Consider the following 13,477-nt stretch of genomic DNA (forward strand, 5'->3'; position numbering starts at 1 on the left):
ACCTGCTTTCGACCCCGCAGGACGGGTTCGACACTGACGAAGGAAACGTCCCCCATGCAACGTGCCCCCACCCTCGCCCTCGCCGCCGTGTTCGCCCTGAGCGCCGGCGCCGCCATGGCCCGCGACGACATGAAGCCGGCCAAGCCGGAAATGGAAAAGTGCTACGGCGTGGCCAAGGCCGGCCAGAACGACTGCAAGGCCGGCGCCGGCACCAGCTGCGCGGGCACCTCCAAGACCGACTACCAGGCCGACGCCTGGAAGAAGGTGCCCAAGGGCACCTGCGTCAGCATCAAGACCCCCACCGGCATGGGCTCGCTGACCCCGCCGAAGGCCTGACGGCTCTCTCCCCTCCCCCTTGATGGGGGAGGGGCAGGGGTGGGGGTGACAGCATCGGCCGATTTCACGCCGGTCGCGCTCCTCCCCCACCGCCGCATCACCCCCATCCCCGACCCTTCCCCCATCGAGGGGGAAGGGAGAGTTCGAAACCATGCCCCCCACCGCCGGCCTCGGCCTGAAACCGCAGCACTACGCGCAGGCGCTCGCCAGCGACGCCGAGGGGCTGTGGTTCGAGGTCCATCCCGAGAACTACATGGCCGCCGGCGGGCCGCGCCTGCGTCGGCTGGAGGCGATCCGGGCCCAGCGTCCGCTGTCGCTCCACGGGGTGGGCCTGTCGCTGGCCGCCGACACCGATCCTGACCCGGCGCACCTTGCCGCCCTCAAGGCCCTGGCCGACCGGTTCGAGCCGTTCGTGGTCTCCGAGCACCTGGCCTGGAGCGCCTGGCGCGGCGCCCACCAGCCCGACCTCCTGCCCTTTCCCCGCACCCACCAGGCCCTGGACCGCATCGCCGCCAATATCGGCCGCACCCAGGACGCCCTCGGCCGGACGATCCTGGTCGAGAACCCCTCGCTGTACCTGCCCCTGACAGGCCACGAGCTCGACGAGAGCGAGTTCCTGATCGAGCTGACCCGCCGCACGGGCTGCGGCCTGCTGGTCGACGTCAACAACGTCTTCGTCAGCGCCGCCAACCTGGGCTACGCGGCGCAGGCCTATCTGGACGCCCTGCCCGCCGACGCCATCGGCGAGATCCACCTGGCCGGCCATGGCGCGGACGAAGGCGGTTCAAGCCTGCTGATCGACACCCACGGCGCGCCGGTGGCCGAGCCCGTCTGGGCCCTCTACCGCCGCCTGATCGACCGCATCGGCCCCCGCCCCACCCTGATCGAACGCGACGACGACATCCCGGCCTTTGACGTGCTGATGGCCGAGCGGGATCGTGCGCATGGGATTCTGGCCCGGGAGCTCGCCGATGCCTGAGCTGGCCCGCTTCCAGGACGCCTTCGTCGCCGCCTTGGCCGGGCAAGCCGCGCCCCTGGCGCCCTGGCTGGCCGACGCCGACGCGCCGGGCCTTTCCGTCTATCGCAACACCATCGCCAAGGGCTGCGTCGACGCCCTGGCGGCCAATTTCCCGACCGTGGCCAGGCTGGTGGGCGACGAATGGTTCGGGGCCGTCGCCGCCCTGTTCGCCACCGAGCATCCGCCGGCGAGCGCGGCCCTGCTGGCCTATGGCGAGGCCTTCCCCGACTGGCTGGCCGCCTTCCCGCCCGCCGCCGACCTGCCCTATCTGCCGGCCATGGCGTGGCTGGACTGGCGCTGGACCACCGCCCTGTTCGCCGCTGAGGCCCAGCCTCTGACCGCCGAGGCCTTCGCCCTGGCGCCCGACGCCCTGGCCGCCGCCCGGCCGGTCCTGCACCCCAGCCTGGCCTTCGCCTGGTTCGACAGCGGCCTGCCCGGCCTGTGGCTGGCGGCGCGCGCGCCCGATCCCGGCGAGATGGAACTGTCGCCCGAGCCGCAGGGCGTGCTGATCGTCCGTCCCGACGACACGGTCCACGCCCGCCTGCTCGACCGCGCCGGCCATGCCTTCCTGCAGGCCGCCGCCGACGGGGCGAGCCTCGCCGAGGCCATGGTCGCCGCCGGCGAGGCCGATCCGGACGCCGACCTGGCCACCCTCTTCGCCGCCCTGATCGCCGACGGCGTGTTCAGCGGCCTGATCCCCGGAGACCCGTCGTGACCGCCACCACCGCCCTGAAGCGCCCGTTCGACTGGCTGGCCGCCACGGCCCACCGCGCCCTGCCCGACGGCCTGCTGGCCCTCGTCGCGCGCCTGGGCGTGGCCTCGGTGTTCTTCCTGTCGGGCCGCACCAAGGTGGACGGCGTGCTGCACATCACCGACGCCACCTATTCGCTGTTCGCCGACGAGTACGCCCTGCCGCTGATCCCGCCGGACCTGGCCGCGCACCTGGCGACCTGGAGCGAGCACCTGTTCTCGATCCTCTTGGTGCTGGGCCTCTTCACCCGGGTCTCGGCCCTGGCGTTCCTGGCCATGACCCTGGTGATCGAGGTGTTCGTCTATCCCGACGCCTGGAGCACCCACCTGTCGTGGGCGGCGATCCTGCTGTTCCTGGCGGCCAAGGGCGGCGGGAAGTGGAGCCTGGATCGGGTGTTTGGCGTGCCGTAGCGGCCCGACGCCCCCTCCGTCGGGCTACGCCCGCCACCTCCCCCGTTGCACAGGGGAGGAGAAGGTCAGCGCGGCGGCCTCCTCACCCGCGAAGCGGGGGAGGTGGCGCGATGCGAATACGCATCGTGACGGAGGGGGCGTCCAGCGCGCCCTCACATCAGACCGCTTAGTGGTACGTCACCCGCCGAGGCCGCTTCCACAGCTCCTCGGTCAGGGCGTTGGCGAAGCCCAGCCAGCCCAGGTACGGGCTGTTGAAGCCCGAGGCCGGGGCCACCAGCTTGCGGGCCTGCAGGGCGTAGGCGCCCGAGGCCGCCAGAGAGGCGGTGGCCGCCCCCAACTGTCCGCCCACGCGCTTGGCGCCCAGGGCCAGCCACAGGGCGTTGAAGCCCTGGACCATGCTCCACAGAGTCAGCGCCCGGGTGCGGGTGGGGCTGGACGGGGCGTTCCAGATGCGCAGGCCCGACAGGGTCATGGCGATGAACAGCGGCGGCAGGATCAGGCTGGTCAGGGCCTTGGGCTGGTGGGCCACCGGCTCGTGCATCTCGGCGTAGCCGACCGCGTATTCCTCGTCGTCGATCATCTTCTCGTGACGGCGGCCCAGCAGGGTCGAGACCAGTATGGCCCCGCCGGCGATGGTCAGGCCCAGGACCAGCTGCCCGCCCGTCGACAGCGGCGTCTCGGCCTTGGGGTCGATTTCGAATGCTTCGCGTCCGGCGTGAGTCCGCCTCCCTAGGGACTTACCGTTCGGGATGTGCATGTCGGGACTCCTCGCTAAACATGCGTGTAACCCGCCTAGCTGGACCTTGGTTCCCAAACGGCGCAACGGTTTGTAGGAGAAAACCCTGGTTCTTCGCGACGCCCTGCTTGGCGAGATCGACGCGATCCGCGCCCTGGAGCGCGCCTCGGCCCAGCGGTTCGTGGGGTTGATGGACGCCCTGGCCGACGACGCGCCGACGCCCGCGCCGGTGCTGGCCGCGCGGATCGCGAGCGGTGGGCTGATCGTGGCGACCGAGGGCGAGATGATCGCCGGCTTTGTGATGTTCCGGCCGGTCGAGGACCATCTCTATGTCGAGCAGATCGACGTCCTGCCGGCCTTCGCGGGCCGCCGGATCGGCGCGGCCTTGCTGGACGAGGTCGCGCGGCGGGCGCGGGCGGCGGGGCTTTGCGGGTTGTCGCTGTCGACGTTCCGGGACGTGCCGTGGAACGCGCCGTATTACCGGCGACTGGGGTTCGTCGAGGTGGCGACGTTGACGCCCGGGATGCTGACCATCCGGGCCGAGCATCTGGCGCGCGGGCTGGACGAGAACGCGCGGGTTTTCATGGTGCGGGACATCTAGGCCCCAACCTCACAATCGTCATCCCGGGCCTTGTGCCCGGGACCCCTGGTTCAGCTTCCACGTGAGATGCCATGGCGCGCCGGCGCGCCACACTTCCGCACCTACGGCGGACAGAGGGGTCCCGGGCACAAGGCCCGGGATGACGGGTGAAAAAGGAACTTAAGCCGGCAGTTCGCCCACGGCGCTCTGCAGGTAGTTCTGCTCGCCCAGCGCCTTGACCAGGCCCAGCTGCATTTCGAGGAAGTCGATGTGCTCCTCGGTGTCGGTCAGGATCTCGCGCAGCAGTTCGCGGCTGACATAGTCGCGGGCCTGTTCGCACTGGATGATGCCGGGGATCAGGGTCTCGCGGCCGCCGATCTCGACCTGCAGGTCGCTGCCCAGGCACTCGGGCACGGTCTCGCCGATCTTGAGCTTGTGCAGGTCCTGCAGGTTGGGCAGGCCTTCCAGGAACAGGATGCGGTTGATCAGCTTGTCGGCGTGCTTCATCTCGCCGATCGACTCGTCGTAGGTGATCTTGCCCAGGCGCTTGAAGCCCCAGTTGTCGTACATCCGCGCATGCAGGAAGTACTGGTTCACCGCCGTCAGCTCGTTGGTGAGCACCGCGTTCAAGAGCCGGATGATGCCGGGATCGCCTTGCATGGCGGCCTCCTCAAAAGATCAGATTCGACGGGACCGTGATCTATCGGGCAGGCGGCTTCAACCGCTATGTGTGCAAGTGTTTCTCAGCCTCAGAGAAAAGCGCGCAAAAGCGTGCGAGTGCTTCGCGATCTCTGATTTGACGAGGTTTTCCGCCTATTCGGCGGCGAAGGCCAGGGCCTCGCGGCTGTCCTGGATCATCTGGCGCATCTCGCAGACGCACTTGGCGCACTGGGCCTGGCAGCCCTTGTGACGGAAGACCTCGGCCGGACGGCTGGCCCCAGCTTCGATGGCGGCGCGCACTTCGCGCTCGCGGATACCGTTACAATTGCACACGTACACGAAAGCACGTCCCGCCGATGATTGTCATTCGCATCTAACCACACTGGACGGCCTTTGCAACTGACTCGCATTGCGACAAATGCTCACGCCGCCGGGGCGATGGGCCAGACGCGTCCCCGACCGTAGCTCCGCCGGCCAAATCGGCGTATCGGAGCGCCATGACCGACTGCCGCCTCTATCTGATCACGCCCCCGGCCCTGGACGACCTGGCCGGCTTCGGCCGCGACCTGGCCGCCGCTCTCGAGGGCGGCGATGTGGCGGCGCTGCAGATCCGCCTCAAGGACGTACCCGACGACGTCGTCGCGGCGGCGGTGAACGCCCTGTCGCCCATCGCCCGGGCTCGCGACGTGGCGGTGATCCTCAACGACCGTCCCGACCTGGCCGCGCGCCTGGGCTGCGACGGCGTGCACGTCGGCCAGGGCGACATGTCCTACAAGGACGCCCGCAAGCTGATGGGCCAGGGCGCCATGATTGGCGTCACCTGCCACGACAGCCGCCACCTGGCCATGGAGGCCGCCGAGGCCGGGGCCGACTACGTGGCCTTCGGGGCCTTCTTCCCGACCACCACCAAGGACGTCCCCACCACCGCCGATCCGGAAATCCTGTCGATCTGGCAGGAGACCATGGAGGTCCCCTCGGTGGCCATCGGCGGGATCACGGCCGACAACGCCGCGGGCCTCGCGACCGCCGGGGCCGACTTCCTGGCCGTCTCGGCCGGGGTGTGGAAGCACGCCGGCGGTCCGGCGGCGGGCGTGGCGGCGCTCAACGCGGCCATCGCCCAGGGGCTCGAAGCGCGCTTGGCGGCGCGGTGAAGACCATCCGGCGGAAGGTTCTCGTCTACTGCGTGGACGGCGACCGGCTGCTGGTGTTTCGCCACCTGGACTTCCCCGCCGAGGCCGTCGGCCTGCAGGTTCCCGCCGGCTCGATCCGCGACGGCGAGGACCCGCGCGAGGCCGCCCTGCGGGAGCTGCGCGAAGAGACCGGCTTCGACGGTTTCGAGATCGAAGCCTTCCTGGGCGAGACGACCTACGACATCACGCCCTATCGCGCCGAGATCCAGCATCGACATGTCTTCCGCGCCCGCCCGACCGGGCCCCTGCCTGAACGCTGGCTGTCGCGCGAGACCCACGACGGCGCGGCCTCGCCGACCCGCCTGGAATGCTTCTGGATTCCCCTGACGGCGGCCCATGTCCTGCAGGCGGGCCAAGGCGCCCTGATCGGCCGGCTGTTCGACGAGATCGAATAACGCCGTTTCGCGAAACTTGCCGCTGAAGTTTGCCGGGCGTAACGTCCCCCCAACGATAAGACACGGGGAGGGCGGCGATGAAGCGGCTCGGTCTGTATGTGCTTGGCGTAACGATCCTGGGCCTGACCATGGCGACCGCCACGGCGATCCGGGCCGAAGACTGGAAGCCCTCGCCCGGCGAGGCCAAGACCTTCTACGACGCGGACTTCATGCGGGTGGACCAGGCCTCGGGCCTGGTGCTGGTGCGCATCGCCGAGGGCCGCCCCAACGGCCCCTACAAGGCCTGGCCGGCGGCCGGCAAGGGTCCGATCATGCTGTTCGCCATCGACTGCGCGACCGACAAGTGGATCGACCTGGGCATCGACTATTCGGGCGACATGGCCCTGCCCAAGGGCTGGCGCAACGGCGAGAAGATCGACGACGCCAAGGCCGCCGCCGGCGGCGCGGCCCGCGTGGCCTGCGAGGGCAAGGACGGGCTGCAGAAGGCGTCGCTGCCCTAGCTGTTCAACCGCGCCAGTTTCTCGGGATTGCGCATCGTGTAGACCGCCGCGATGCGGCCGCCCGCGATCTCCAGCCCCATGGTCTGGAACACCACCCCGTCGTGGCTGAGTACGATGCCGGGCGCGCCGTTGATGCGGGCCAGGCGCGCGGTCGTGCCCTCGGGCGTCGGCCACTTCTTCTTGATGCCCAGCACCAGGCGCACGGCCTTCTCCAGGCCGAACACTGGGTTCATCGTCGCCTTGGCGATGCCGCCGCCGTCGGAATGCATGACCACGTCCTGGGCCAGGATCCCTCGCAGCAGGGTCTCGTCGCCGCTCAGGGCCGCCTGCAGGAAGGCGCCCGTCAGGCGCTGCTCCTCCTCGGCGCTGGGCCGGTAGCGAGGCTTGGCGCTCTTGACGTGCTCGCGAGCCCGGGCGGCCAGCTGGCGGCAGGCGGCCTCGCCCCGGCCAAGGGTGCGGGCCACTTCGACGAAGGGCAGGTCGAACACGTCGTGCAGCAGGAAGGCCGCCCGCTCCAGCGGCGTGAGGCGTTCCAGGGCCAGCAGGAAGGCGACGGACAGGTCCTCGCCCAGGCTCTCGACGTCGTCGTCGACCACCGGCTCGGGCAGCCATTCGCCGACATAGACCTCGCGCCGGGCGCGGGCCGATTTCAGCCGGTCCAGGCACAGGCGGGTGACCACCTTGTTGAGGAACCCGGCCGGATTGGCCACCTCGTCCTCGTCGACGCCGCGCCAGCGGATCCAGGCGTCCTGCACCACGTCCTCGGCGTCGGCCCGCGAGCCCAGCATGCGGTAGGCCAGGCCCGTCATCGCCCCGCGCCGGGTCTCGAAGAGCGCATCCTTGTCGATCATGCCGCCCTCCCATCGTCCTGGCGTCGCAGGCAAGACCTTACCACCAGGAGCGCGATGATGGCGGGCAGGAACACGCCCGGGAAATCCCGCGCCAGCAGCGGCCAGGGCAGGGCCGAGCCGCAGAACGGGGTGATCAGGTGGATGGCCGCATGCAGGGTCAGGAAGGTCGCCGCCGCCAGGGCCGCGCCCAGCCCGCGCGCCGGGTTCCTCAGCGCCCAGCCCATGGCCAGGGCGCAGGCCAGATAGGCGGCCCCGATGTCGCGCACGAAGTGGTCGTTCAGCGGCCCCGTCTGGATCACCCCCGGCACGCGCGGGTACCACCAGCCCGGCGCCAGCATCATCACTGCGCCATTGGCCGCCAGGATCGCCGGGAGGATCCACTTCACCCATCGCATCGCCATTCCCTCCGTGTTTGGGGACAGGACGAGGCGGGCGCGGCGGATGTGACATGGCGGCGCGAAAAATCGCCCCAACTTGCTTTCGGCGGCCCGGGCGACTAGGTATCGCGCCCACTTTCCCGATCTTTCTATCCGCCCGCATGCATATCCCCCGCCGTCGCCTCACGACGCTGCGCAGGGGGAACTATGAGGAACACCGCCTTGGCCACCGCTTCCGCCCTCCTGAACGTGATGATCGACGCCGCTCGCAAGGCGGCCCGGGGCCTCGCCCGCGACTTCGGCGAAGTCACCGAGCTGCAGGTGTCCAAGAAGGGCCCCGCCGACTTCGTCACCGCCGCCGACCAGAAGGCCGAGCAGGTGATCTTCGAGATCCTGGAAAAGGCCCGCCCCGGCTACGGCTTCCTCGGTGAAGAGCGCGGCCTGATCGAGGGCACCGACAAGACCCACACCTGGATCGTCGACCCGCTGGACGGCACCACCAACTTCCTGCACGGCATCCCGCACTTCGCGGTCAACATCGCCCTGCAGCGCGAGGGCGAAGTGGTGGCCGGCGTCACCTACAACCCCATCACCAACGACCTGTTCTGGGTCGAAAAGGGCAAGGGCGCCTTCCTGGGCGCCGAAAAGCGCCTGCGCGTGGCGGCCCGCCGTCACCTGGACGAGAGCCTGCTGGCCACCGGCGTGCCGTTCCTGGGCAAGCCCGGCCACGCCCAGTTCCTCAAGGAGCTGCACCAGATCAGCCAGAAGGTCTCGGGCGTGCGGCGTTTCGGCGCGGCCTCGCTGGACCTGGCCTGGGTGGCCGCCGGCCGCTTCGACGGCTTCTGGGAACGCAACCTCAAGCCCTGGGACGTGGCGGCCGGCGTGCTGATGGTCACCGAGAGCGGCGGCAAGGTCACCACCATCGAGGAACACGGCGACCCCGTTCAGGGCGTCTCGATCCTGGCGGCCAACCAGGAACTACACCCGCAGGTGCTGGAGCGCCTGCGAGCGGCGGCGGGCTGATCACCCGCTCCACGGCCGTCATCCTCGGACTTGTTCCGAGGACCCGTGCTTCAGCTCGCGCATAAAGACGAAAAAAGGGGCGCTGCACAGGCAGCGCCCCTTTCTCATTTCAACTTGCCGGCGGACCGAGGGGTCCTCGGAACAAGTCCGAGGATGACGGTCCTGGGCGGGCCGTTAGCGGCAGACGGTCCGCTCGTACATCGTGCCGCGATAGCGGTCGTACTCGCGGGTGGTCCAGCAGTCGCCGCGATAGGGGCGGCCATAGCCGTAGCCGTCGTAGTAGCGCGGGGGAGGCGGCGGCGGGGCGTAGCCGTAACCGTAGCCGCTGTTGTAGCGCGGGCCGTTGTTGTGGTTGCCCGCGATCGCCGCGCCCAAGGCCAGGCCGACGATGCCGCCGGCGATGGCCACGCCCACGTCGTTGTCGTTGTGATGGTGGCCGCGGCCGCCGTAGTAGCCGCCGCCGCGATAGGGCTGGGCCGAGGCGGCGGTCGCGCCGGCCACCATGGCCAGGGCGGCGACGCCGGCGGCGGCGCGGCCGATGAAGGTCTTCAGTTTGCGGTTCATGACACGATGTCCTCTCTGGAGAGGCGACCCCGACGGGTCCGTCTCCATCTTGGGACCCATCCTCCGCCCCGGCGGCTGAACGCAGGCTGAACGCGGCCGTCAGCTTCGCCGCGACCGCCCTGCGCGACTGCAAGCCGCTGAAAATCCGTCGGAAAGGGGCCTATTTGTTCACCTTTCCGCGCGAGGGTGGCTCCCTACGGCGCTCAGAACGGGCGACGACGAGCTTGAAGGCGACTAGGCGATGTCCAGGAACGTGGCTTACGCGGCCGGCGAGGATTTGCAGATCCTGTCGTTCGAAGTCGGAACCCAGACCTATTGCGTGCCCGTGGGCGCGGTCCGCGAGATCCGCGGCGTCACCCCCCCGACTCCCCTTCCCGACGCCCCGCCCTATGTGCGCGGCGTGATCAATCTGCGCGGCCAGGTGATGCCGGTCATCGACCTGTCCGAGCGCCTCGGCAAGGGCGTGGCCCAGGACAGCGCCCGCCAGGTGATCATCGTGGTCGAGCACCATGACGACGTCGCCGGCCTGCTGGTCGACGCCGTCTGCGACAGCTTCATCGTCTCGGCCGACAGCATCAGCCCGCCGCCGCCCCTGGGCGAGGACGCCAATTCGCCGCTGGTCTCGGCCGTGATCACCACCGACGCGACCATGATCGTGCTGCTGGCCGTCGACGCCATCCTGCCCGAGCGCAAGGTCGCCCTGGCGGCCTAGAGGCCAAAATCAGCGCACCGACTATCGCTGGTTCCAACCGACGACAGAGCCGTTCTCGACCGTGATACGGGTCGCAAAGCGCTTACGGCCGTCTTGATCGTACTTGAAGACCAATGTGGTCTTGGTTTTGTACACCCGCTCATCGATCGCTACCGGTCTACCGCGCGAGTCGATCAGCTGCTCCTTCGTCATTCCTTGCCAAACCTCGTGGCGTAGGATGCCTCTGACGATCTCAACGTCGCCGTACTTCGCCATCAGCGCATTCCACCGCACGCGCCTATGCCAGACGTTTAGGCCCACAACCGCGCTGATGATCACCAGCGCCCAAACCCAAAATTCCATCGCACTCCCCCGAGCGAGAGACGTTCAGCCGTCCACTTGTTTAAAAAGCAGCCTGAGCAATTTGGCGAAGCTGAACGAAGTTCGATTGTAGACTCGGTTGTAAGCGGCCTTTTTGGGATTGGTCAGCCAACCATACCCTCTGGGCGCCTTCAGACCGAGGCTGTGACGGACAACGCGCTTGAGCGACGTGCGTGCAGCAATGCTCTTGCGTAGACTTGGTGTGCGCATGCCAATTTTCATGACGCCCTCCCTATCCCACTATGGCGCGAGCTTGAGCATTTCGACAACCTTTGTGAGTGAGGGCCCGAAGACACGCAACTCAGCTCGCCCCTCCAAACATTTGTTCGAATAGCCCCTTCCTTCTCCCCCACGCCTCCCGCTAGGGTCTCCCGCAACAAAGAGGGAGATCGCCGATGAAGGCCGCCGTACTGCGCCAAGTGGGTCAGCCGCTTACGATCGAGACCGTGTCGATCGGCAAGCCCGGCCCGCACGAGGTGCTGATCCGCACCAAGGCCGCGGGCGTCTGCCACTCCGACCTGCACTTCGTCGAGGGCTCCTACCCCCATCCCCTGCCCGCCGTGCTGGGCCACGAGAGCGCCGGCGTCGTCGAGGCGGTCGGGTCGGAGGTGCGCACCGTCAAGATCGGCGACCACGTCATCACCTGCCTCAACCCCTATTGCGGCCACTGCGAGGTCTGCCTGACCGGGCACATGAACCTGTGCATCAGCCCGGAGACCCGTCGCTCCAAGAGCGAGGAGCCGCGCCTGTTCCGCGAGGACCTTAGCGGCTCCGGCGACACCAAGATGGCTCAGTTCCTGAACCTGTCGTCGTTCGCCGAGATGATGCTGGTGCACGAGCACGCCTGCGTGGCCATCCGCAAGGACATGCCGTTCGACCGCGCCGCCCTGATCGGCTGCTCGGTGATGACCGGGGTCGGGGCGGTGATCAACACCTCCAACGTGCGCCTGGGCGAGACCGTGGCCGTGATCGGCTGCGGCGGGGTGGGCCTGGCGGCGATCAACGGCGCGGCCATGGCCGGGGCGGGCCGGATCATCGCCATCGACCGCCTGCCCCACAAGCTGGAGCTGGCCCGCCAGTTCGGCGCCACCGACGTGATCGAGGCCGGCCCCGACACGGTCAAGCAGGTGATCGAACTGACCGGCGGCGGGGTGCATCACAGCTTCGAGGCCATCGGCCTGAAGGTCACCGCCGAGCAGTCGTTCAAGATGCTGCGCCGGGGCGGCACGGCCAACATCATCGGCATGATCCCGGTGGGCACCATGATCGAGCTGCACGGCCCCGACTTCCTGGGCGAGAAGAAGATCCAGGGCAGCTACATGGGCTCCAACCGCTTCCCGGTCGACATGCCCCGCCTGGTCGACGCCTACATGGCCGGCAAGCTGAAGCTGGACGAACTGATCTCGCGCCGCATCAAGCTGGAAGACGTCAACTCGGCGTTCGACGAGCTGAAGCGCGGCGAGCTGGCGCGCTCGGTGATCGTGTTTGATTGATCCGCCTCGGCGTGGCATCGGGAGCTGATCCGACACCCGCCGAGACCCCACCCATGGCCCGCTACGACTTCGCCTCCGACAACGTCGCCGGCGCCATGCCGGAAGTGATCGAGGCGATCGTCGCCGCCAATGCCGGGACCGCTTCCGGCTACGGGACCGACCATGTCAGCGCCGCCGCCGCCGACCGCATCCGCGCCCTGCTGGACGCCGACGCGGAGGTGCGGTTCACCGCCTCGGGCACGGCGGCCAACGCCTTCGCCCTGACCTGCCTGGCCCATCCGCACGAGGCGGTGCTGGCCCACGAGCACGCCCACATCTGCACCGACGAGACCGGCGCCCCGGGCTTCTTCGGCCAGGGCGTTGGGCTGATCGGCCTGGCCGGCGCCTCGGGCAAGATCGCCCTGCCGGGGCTGGAGCTGGCGCTGAACGAGCCCGACGTCTCCTACCGCCAGCCGGCCGCGGCCCTGTCCCTGACCAACGCCACCGAATACGGCACGGTCTATGGCGCCGACGAGCTGGCCGCCCTGATCGCGCCTGCGAAGGCCAAGGGCTACGGCGTGCACCTGGACGGCGCGCGCCTGGCCAACGCCGTGGCCGCCGGCTTCGACATCAAGCAGATCGCCAAGATCGGCGTCGACATCCTGGTGATCGGCGGCACCAAGGCCGGCTCGACCCCGACCGAGGCCGTGGTGTTCCTGAACAAGGACTTGGCCCGGCGCCTGGACGCCCGCCTCAAGCACGCCGGCCAGCTGGTCTCCAAGGGCCGGTTCCTCAGCGCCCCCTGGCTGGGCCTGCTGGGCGAAAACGGCGAAGCCGGCCCTTGGGCGGCGCGCGCGGCCCACGCCAACGCCATGGCCCAAAAGCTGGCCGCCCTGATGCCCTTCCCCCTGCGCCACCCGGTCGAGGCCAACGGCCTGTTCGTCGACATGGACGACCAGGCCCTGGAGCGGCTGCGGGAAACGGGCTGGTTCGTCTATCGCTTCCTGGACGGCACGGCCCGCTTCATGTGCTCCTGGGCCACCACGCCCGAGATGGTCGAGGAGTTGGGCGAGGCGCTGAAGGCGGTGGCTTAAGGGCCGTCCGTCGGCGGCTCGTCCGCCTGAGGCCGCCGCCCGCCCTCGCGCACGATCTTCTCCTCGGCCAGGCGCACCATGCGGCGCTGGTCGTGGAACGCAGCCAACTGGGCGCAGGCGGTGAAGAAGCCGCCGGGCTGGCGAGTGTCGACGCCCTCGACCAGGGTCACCAGGTGGACCTGCGCCGCCTCCAGCCGCGCCAGCACTTCCAGTAGGTCGACCAGATGGGCGGCGAAGGCGTGCAGGTTGAGGACGACCAGCGCGTCGCCGGGCTTCAGCGCGGCCAGGGCCTGGTCCAGGCCCGGCTTGACCACGGCCAGGCCGTAGCAGCGGTCGTGGAACAGCTGGTCGCAGCCGGCCTCGAACAGGCGCTGCGACTGCGGCCCGTCGATCACCATGCCCCGAACGGGCGGAACTCTCAGATAGCCGACCTTGCGCATGGGGCTGT

The 13,477-nt window shown here is 69.2% G+C and carries 21 protein-coding genes; 12 read left to right on the forward strand and 9 right to left on the reverse strand.

Annotated elements, in window-relative coordinates:
- Nucleotides 1–54: 54 nt before the first annotated feature.
- From AC07OA_RS22980 to AC07OA_RS22995, 4 genes are all read left to right on the forward strand, one after another.
- Nucleotides 55–336, forward strand: a complete 282-nt coding sequence (locus tag AC07OA_RS22980) for a BufA1 family periplasmic bufferin-type metallophore (protein ID WP_494666148.1) — start codon at nt 55–57, stop codon at nt 334–336.
- A gap of 151 nt (nt 337–487) precedes the next feature.
- Entirely contained in the window at nt 488–1,315 is an 828-nt protein-coding gene (gene bufB / locus AC07OA_RS22985; RefSeq protein ID WP_494666149.1) for an MNIO family bufferin maturase, read from the forward strand.
- Nucleotides 1,308–2,069: an HvfC/BufC family peptide modification chaperone gene (locus tag AC07OA_RS22990; protein ID WP_494666150.1), complete on the forward strand. Its 762-nt coding sequence runs from the start codon at nt 1,308–1,310 to the stop codon at nt 2,067–2,069. The genes bufB and AC07OA_RS22990 overlap by 8 nt, the downstream gene beginning before the upstream one ends.
- The gene (locus AC07OA_RS22995) at nt 2,066–2,515 is read left to right on the forward strand and encodes a DoxX family protein (protein WP_494666151.1); all 450 of its coding nucleotides are present in this window, start codon (nt 2,066–2,068) and stop codon (nt 2,513–2,515) included. The genes AC07OA_RS22990 and AC07OA_RS22995 overlap by 4 nt, the downstream gene beginning before the upstream one ends.
- A gap of 166 nt (nt 2,516–2,681) precedes the next feature.
- Here AC07OA_RS22995 and AC07OA_RS23000 read toward each other — a convergent pair whose 3' ends face one another.
- Nucleotides 2,682–3,272, reverse strand: a complete 591-nt coding sequence (locus AC07OA_RS23000; RefSeq protein ID WP_494666152.1) for a TspO/MBR family protein — start codon at nt 3,270–3,272, stop codon at nt 2,682–2,684.
- 169 nt (nt 3,273–3,441) lie between these two features.
- On the opposite strand from AC07OA_RS23000, the gene AC07OA_RS23005 reads away from it, so the two are divergent.
- Nucleotides 3,442–3,852, forward strand: a complete 411-nt coding sequence (locus tag AC07OA_RS23005; protein WP_494666153.1) for a GNAT family N-acetyltransferase — start codon at nt 3,442–3,444, stop codon at nt 3,850–3,852.
- Nucleotides 3,853–4,011: 159 nt separating this feature from the next.
- Here the strand turns inward: AC07OA_RS23005 and bfr are convergent, their stop codons facing one another.
- Both bfr and AC07OA_RS23015 read right to left on the reverse strand, forming a co-directional pair.
- A complete protein-coding gene (bfr, locus tag AC07OA_RS23010; protein WP_494666154.1) occupies nt 4,012–4,491 on the reverse strand; it encodes a bacterioferritin in 480 nt (159 codons plus the stop codon).
- Nucleotides 4,492–4,644: 153 nt separating this feature from the next.
- Complete coding sequence (locus AC07OA_RS23015; RefSeq protein ID WP_494666155.1) at nt 4,645–4,830, reverse strand: (2Fe-2S)-binding protein; 186 nt, start codon at nt 4,828–4,830, stop codon at nt 4,645–4,647.
- A gap of 158 nt (nt 4,831–4,988) precedes the next feature.
- Here AC07OA_RS23015 and thiE point away from each other — a divergent pair, with 158 nt between their 5' ends.
- From thiE to AC07OA_RS23030, 3 genes are all read left to right on the forward strand, one after another.
- Nucleotides 4,989–5,642: a thiamine phosphate synthase gene (gene thiE / locus AC07OA_RS23020; protein ID WP_494666156.1), complete on the forward strand. Its 654-nt coding sequence runs from the start codon at nt 4,989–4,991 to the stop codon at nt 5,640–5,642.
- Nucleotides 5,639–6,076 (forward strand): NUDIX hydrolase, encoded by a 438-nt coding sequence (locus tag AC07OA_RS23025; protein ID WP_494666157.1) that lies wholly within the window; start codon nt 5,639–5,641, stop codon nt 6,074–6,076. Before thiE ends, AC07OA_RS23025 begins: the two co-directional genes overlap by 4 nt.
- Before the next feature lie 77 nt (nt 6,077–6,153).
- Nucleotides 6,154–6,576, forward strand: a complete 423-nt coding sequence (locus AC07OA_RS23030) for a hypothetical protein (protein ID WP_494666158.1) — start codon at nt 6,154–6,156, stop codon at nt 6,574–6,576.
- Here the strand turns inward: AC07OA_RS23030 and AC07OA_RS23035 are convergent.
- The gene (locus tag AC07OA_RS23035) at nt 6,573–7,427 is read right to left on the reverse strand and encodes a sigma-70 family RNA polymerase sigma factor (RefSeq protein WP_494666159.1); all 855 of its coding nucleotides are present in this window, start codon (nt 7,425–7,427) and stop codon (nt 6,573–6,575) included. The genes AC07OA_RS23030 and AC07OA_RS23035 overlap by 4 nt on opposite strands.
- Nucleotides 7,424–7,822 carry a hypothetical protein gene (locus AC07OA_RS23040; RefSeq protein ID WP_494666160.1) on the reverse strand — a complete coding sequence of 133 codons (399 nt, stop codon included), beginning with the start codon at nt 7,820–7,822 and terminating at the stop codon, nt 7,424–7,426. The genes AC07OA_RS23035 and AC07OA_RS23040 overlap by 4 nt, the downstream gene beginning before the upstream one ends.
- A gap of 204 nt (nt 7,823–8,026) precedes the next feature.
- Between AC07OA_RS23040 and AC07OA_RS23045 the strand changes: the two genes are divergently transcribed.
- A complete protein-coding gene (locus tag AC07OA_RS23045) occupies nt 8,027–8,827 on the forward strand; it encodes an inositol monophosphatase family protein (protein ID WP_494666161.1) in 801 nt (266 codons plus the stop codon).
- Nucleotides 8,828–9,001: 174 nt separating this feature from the next.
- On the opposite strand, the gene AC07OA_RS23050 is transcribed toward AC07OA_RS23045, so the two are convergent.
- Nucleotides 9,002–9,391, reverse strand: coding sequence for a hypothetical protein (locus AC07OA_RS23050; RefSeq protein ID WP_494666162.1), 390 nt, complete (start codon nt 9,389–9,391; stop codon nt 9,002–9,004).
- Nucleotides 9,392–9,632: 241 nt separating this feature from the next.
- Between AC07OA_RS23050 and AC07OA_RS23055 the strand changes: the two genes are divergently transcribed.
- A complete protein-coding gene (locus AC07OA_RS23055) occupies nt 9,633–10,103 on the forward strand; it encodes a chemotaxis protein CheW (RefSeq protein WP_494666163.1) in 471 nt (156 codons plus the stop codon).
- Nucleotides 10,104–10,124: 21 nt separating this feature from the next.
- Here AC07OA_RS23055 and AC07OA_RS23060 read toward each other — a convergent pair whose 3' ends face one another.
- Both AC07OA_RS23060 and AC07OA_RS23065 read right to left on the reverse strand, forming a co-directional pair.
- Complete coding sequence (locus tag AC07OA_RS23060; RefSeq protein ID WP_494666164.1) at nt 10,125–10,445, reverse strand: hypothetical protein; 321 nt, start codon at nt 10,443–10,445, stop codon at nt 10,125–10,127.
- Between the two features lie 24 nt (nt 10,446–10,469).
- Nucleotides 10,470–10,685: a hypothetical protein gene (locus AC07OA_RS23065; RefSeq protein ID WP_494666165.1), complete on the reverse strand. Its 216-nt coding sequence runs from the start codon at nt 10,683–10,685 to the stop codon at nt 10,470–10,472.
- A gap of 173 nt (nt 10,686–10,858) precedes the next feature.
- Here AC07OA_RS23065 and AC07OA_RS23070 point away from each other — a divergent pair, with 173 nt between their 5' ends.
- Both AC07OA_RS23070 and AC07OA_RS23075 read left to right on the forward strand, forming a co-directional pair.
- Nucleotides 10,859–11,956: a Zn-dependent alcohol dehydrogenase gene (locus AC07OA_RS23070; protein ID WP_494666166.1), complete on the forward strand. Its 1,098-nt coding sequence runs from the start codon at nt 10,859–10,861 to the stop codon at nt 11,954–11,956.
- A gap of 53 nt (nt 11,957–12,009) precedes the next feature.
- Entirely contained in the window at nt 12,010–13,029 is a 1,020-nt protein-coding gene (locus tag AC07OA_RS23075; protein WP_494666167.1) for a beta-eliminating lyase-related protein, read from the forward strand.
- Here AC07OA_RS23075 and AC07OA_RS23080 read toward each other — a convergent pair.
- Complete coding sequence (locus AC07OA_RS23080) at nt 13,026–13,469, reverse strand: recombinase family protein (RefSeq protein ID WP_494666168.1); 444 nt, start codon at nt 13,467–13,469, stop codon at nt 13,026–13,028. The two genes, AC07OA_RS23075 and AC07OA_RS23080, sit on opposite strands and share 4 nt — an antisense overlap.
- Between the last annotated feature and the right edge of the window lie 8 nt (nt 13,470–13,477).

It is taken from the genome of Caulobacter sp. GW821-FHT09B08, from assembly GCF_059418225.1.

Bases quoted from the DNA above. Each gene is read 5' to 3' on its own strand.
- AC07OA_RS22980 (WP_494666148.1), top strand. From the start codon at position 55: ATGCAACGTGCCCCCACCCTCGCCCTCGCCGCCGTGTTCGCCCTGAGC.
- bufB (WP_494666149.1), top strand. From the start codon at position 488: ATGCCCCCCACCGCCGGCCTCGGCCTGAAACCGCAGCACTACGCGCAG.
- AC07OA_RS22990 (WP_494666150.1), top strand. From the start codon at position 1,308: ATGCCTGAGCTGGCCCGCTTCCAGGACGCCTTCGTCGCCGCCTTGGCC.
- AC07OA_RS23000 (WP_494666152.1), bottom strand. From the start codon at position 3,272: ATGCACATCCCGAACGGTAAGTCCCTAGGGAGGCGGACTCACGCCGGA.
- AC07OA_RS23005 (WP_494666153.1), top strand. From the start codon at position 3,442: ATGGACGCCCTGGCCGACGACGCGCCGACGCCCGCGCCGGTGCTGGCC.
- bfr (WP_494666154.1), bottom strand. From the start codon at position 4,491: ATGCAAGGCGATCCCGGCATCATCCGGCTCTTGAACGCGGTGCTCACC.
- thiE (WP_494666156.1), top strand. From the start codon at position 4,989: ATGACCGACTGCCGCCTCTATCTGATCACGCCCCCGGCCCTGGACGAC.
- AC07OA_RS23030 (WP_494666158.1), top strand. From the start codon at position 6,154: ATGAAGCGGCTCGGTCTGTATGTGCTTGGCGTAACGATCCTGGGCCTG.
- AC07OA_RS23035 (WP_494666159.1), bottom strand. From the start codon at position 7,427: ATGATCGACAAGGATGCGCTCTTCGAGACCCGGCGCGGGGCGATGACG.
- AC07OA_RS23040 (WP_494666160.1), bottom strand. From the start codon at position 7,822: ATGCGATGGGTGAAGTGGATCCTCCCGGCGATCCTGGCGGCCAATGGC.
- AC07OA_RS23050 (WP_494666162.1), bottom strand. From the start codon at position 9,391: ATGAACCGCAAACTGAAGACCTTCATCGGCCGCGCCGCCGCCGGCGTC.
- AC07OA_RS23055 (WP_494666163.1), top strand. From the start codon at position 9,633: ATGTCCAGGAACGTGGCTTACGCGGCCGGCGAGGATTTGCAGATCCTG.
- AC07OA_RS23060 (WP_494666164.1), bottom strand. From the start codon at position 10,445: ATGGAATTTTGGGTTTGGGCGCTGGTGATCATCAGCGCGGTTGTGGGC.
- AC07OA_RS23065 (WP_494666165.1), bottom strand. From the start codon at position 10,685: ATGAAAATTGGCATGCGCACACCAAGTCTACGCAAGAGCATTGCTGCA.
- AC07OA_RS23070 (WP_494666166.1), top strand. From the start codon at position 10,859: ATGAAGGCCGCCGTACTGCGCCAAGTGGGTCAGCCGCTTACGATCGAG.
- AC07OA_RS23075 (WP_494666167.1), top strand. From the start codon at position 12,010: ATGGCCCGCTACGACTTCGCCTCCGACAACGTCGCCGGCGCCATGCCG.
- AC07OA_RS23080 (WP_494666168.1), bottom strand. From the start codon at position 13,469: ATGCGCAAGGTCGGCTATCTGAGAGTTCCGCCCGTTCGGGGCATGGTG.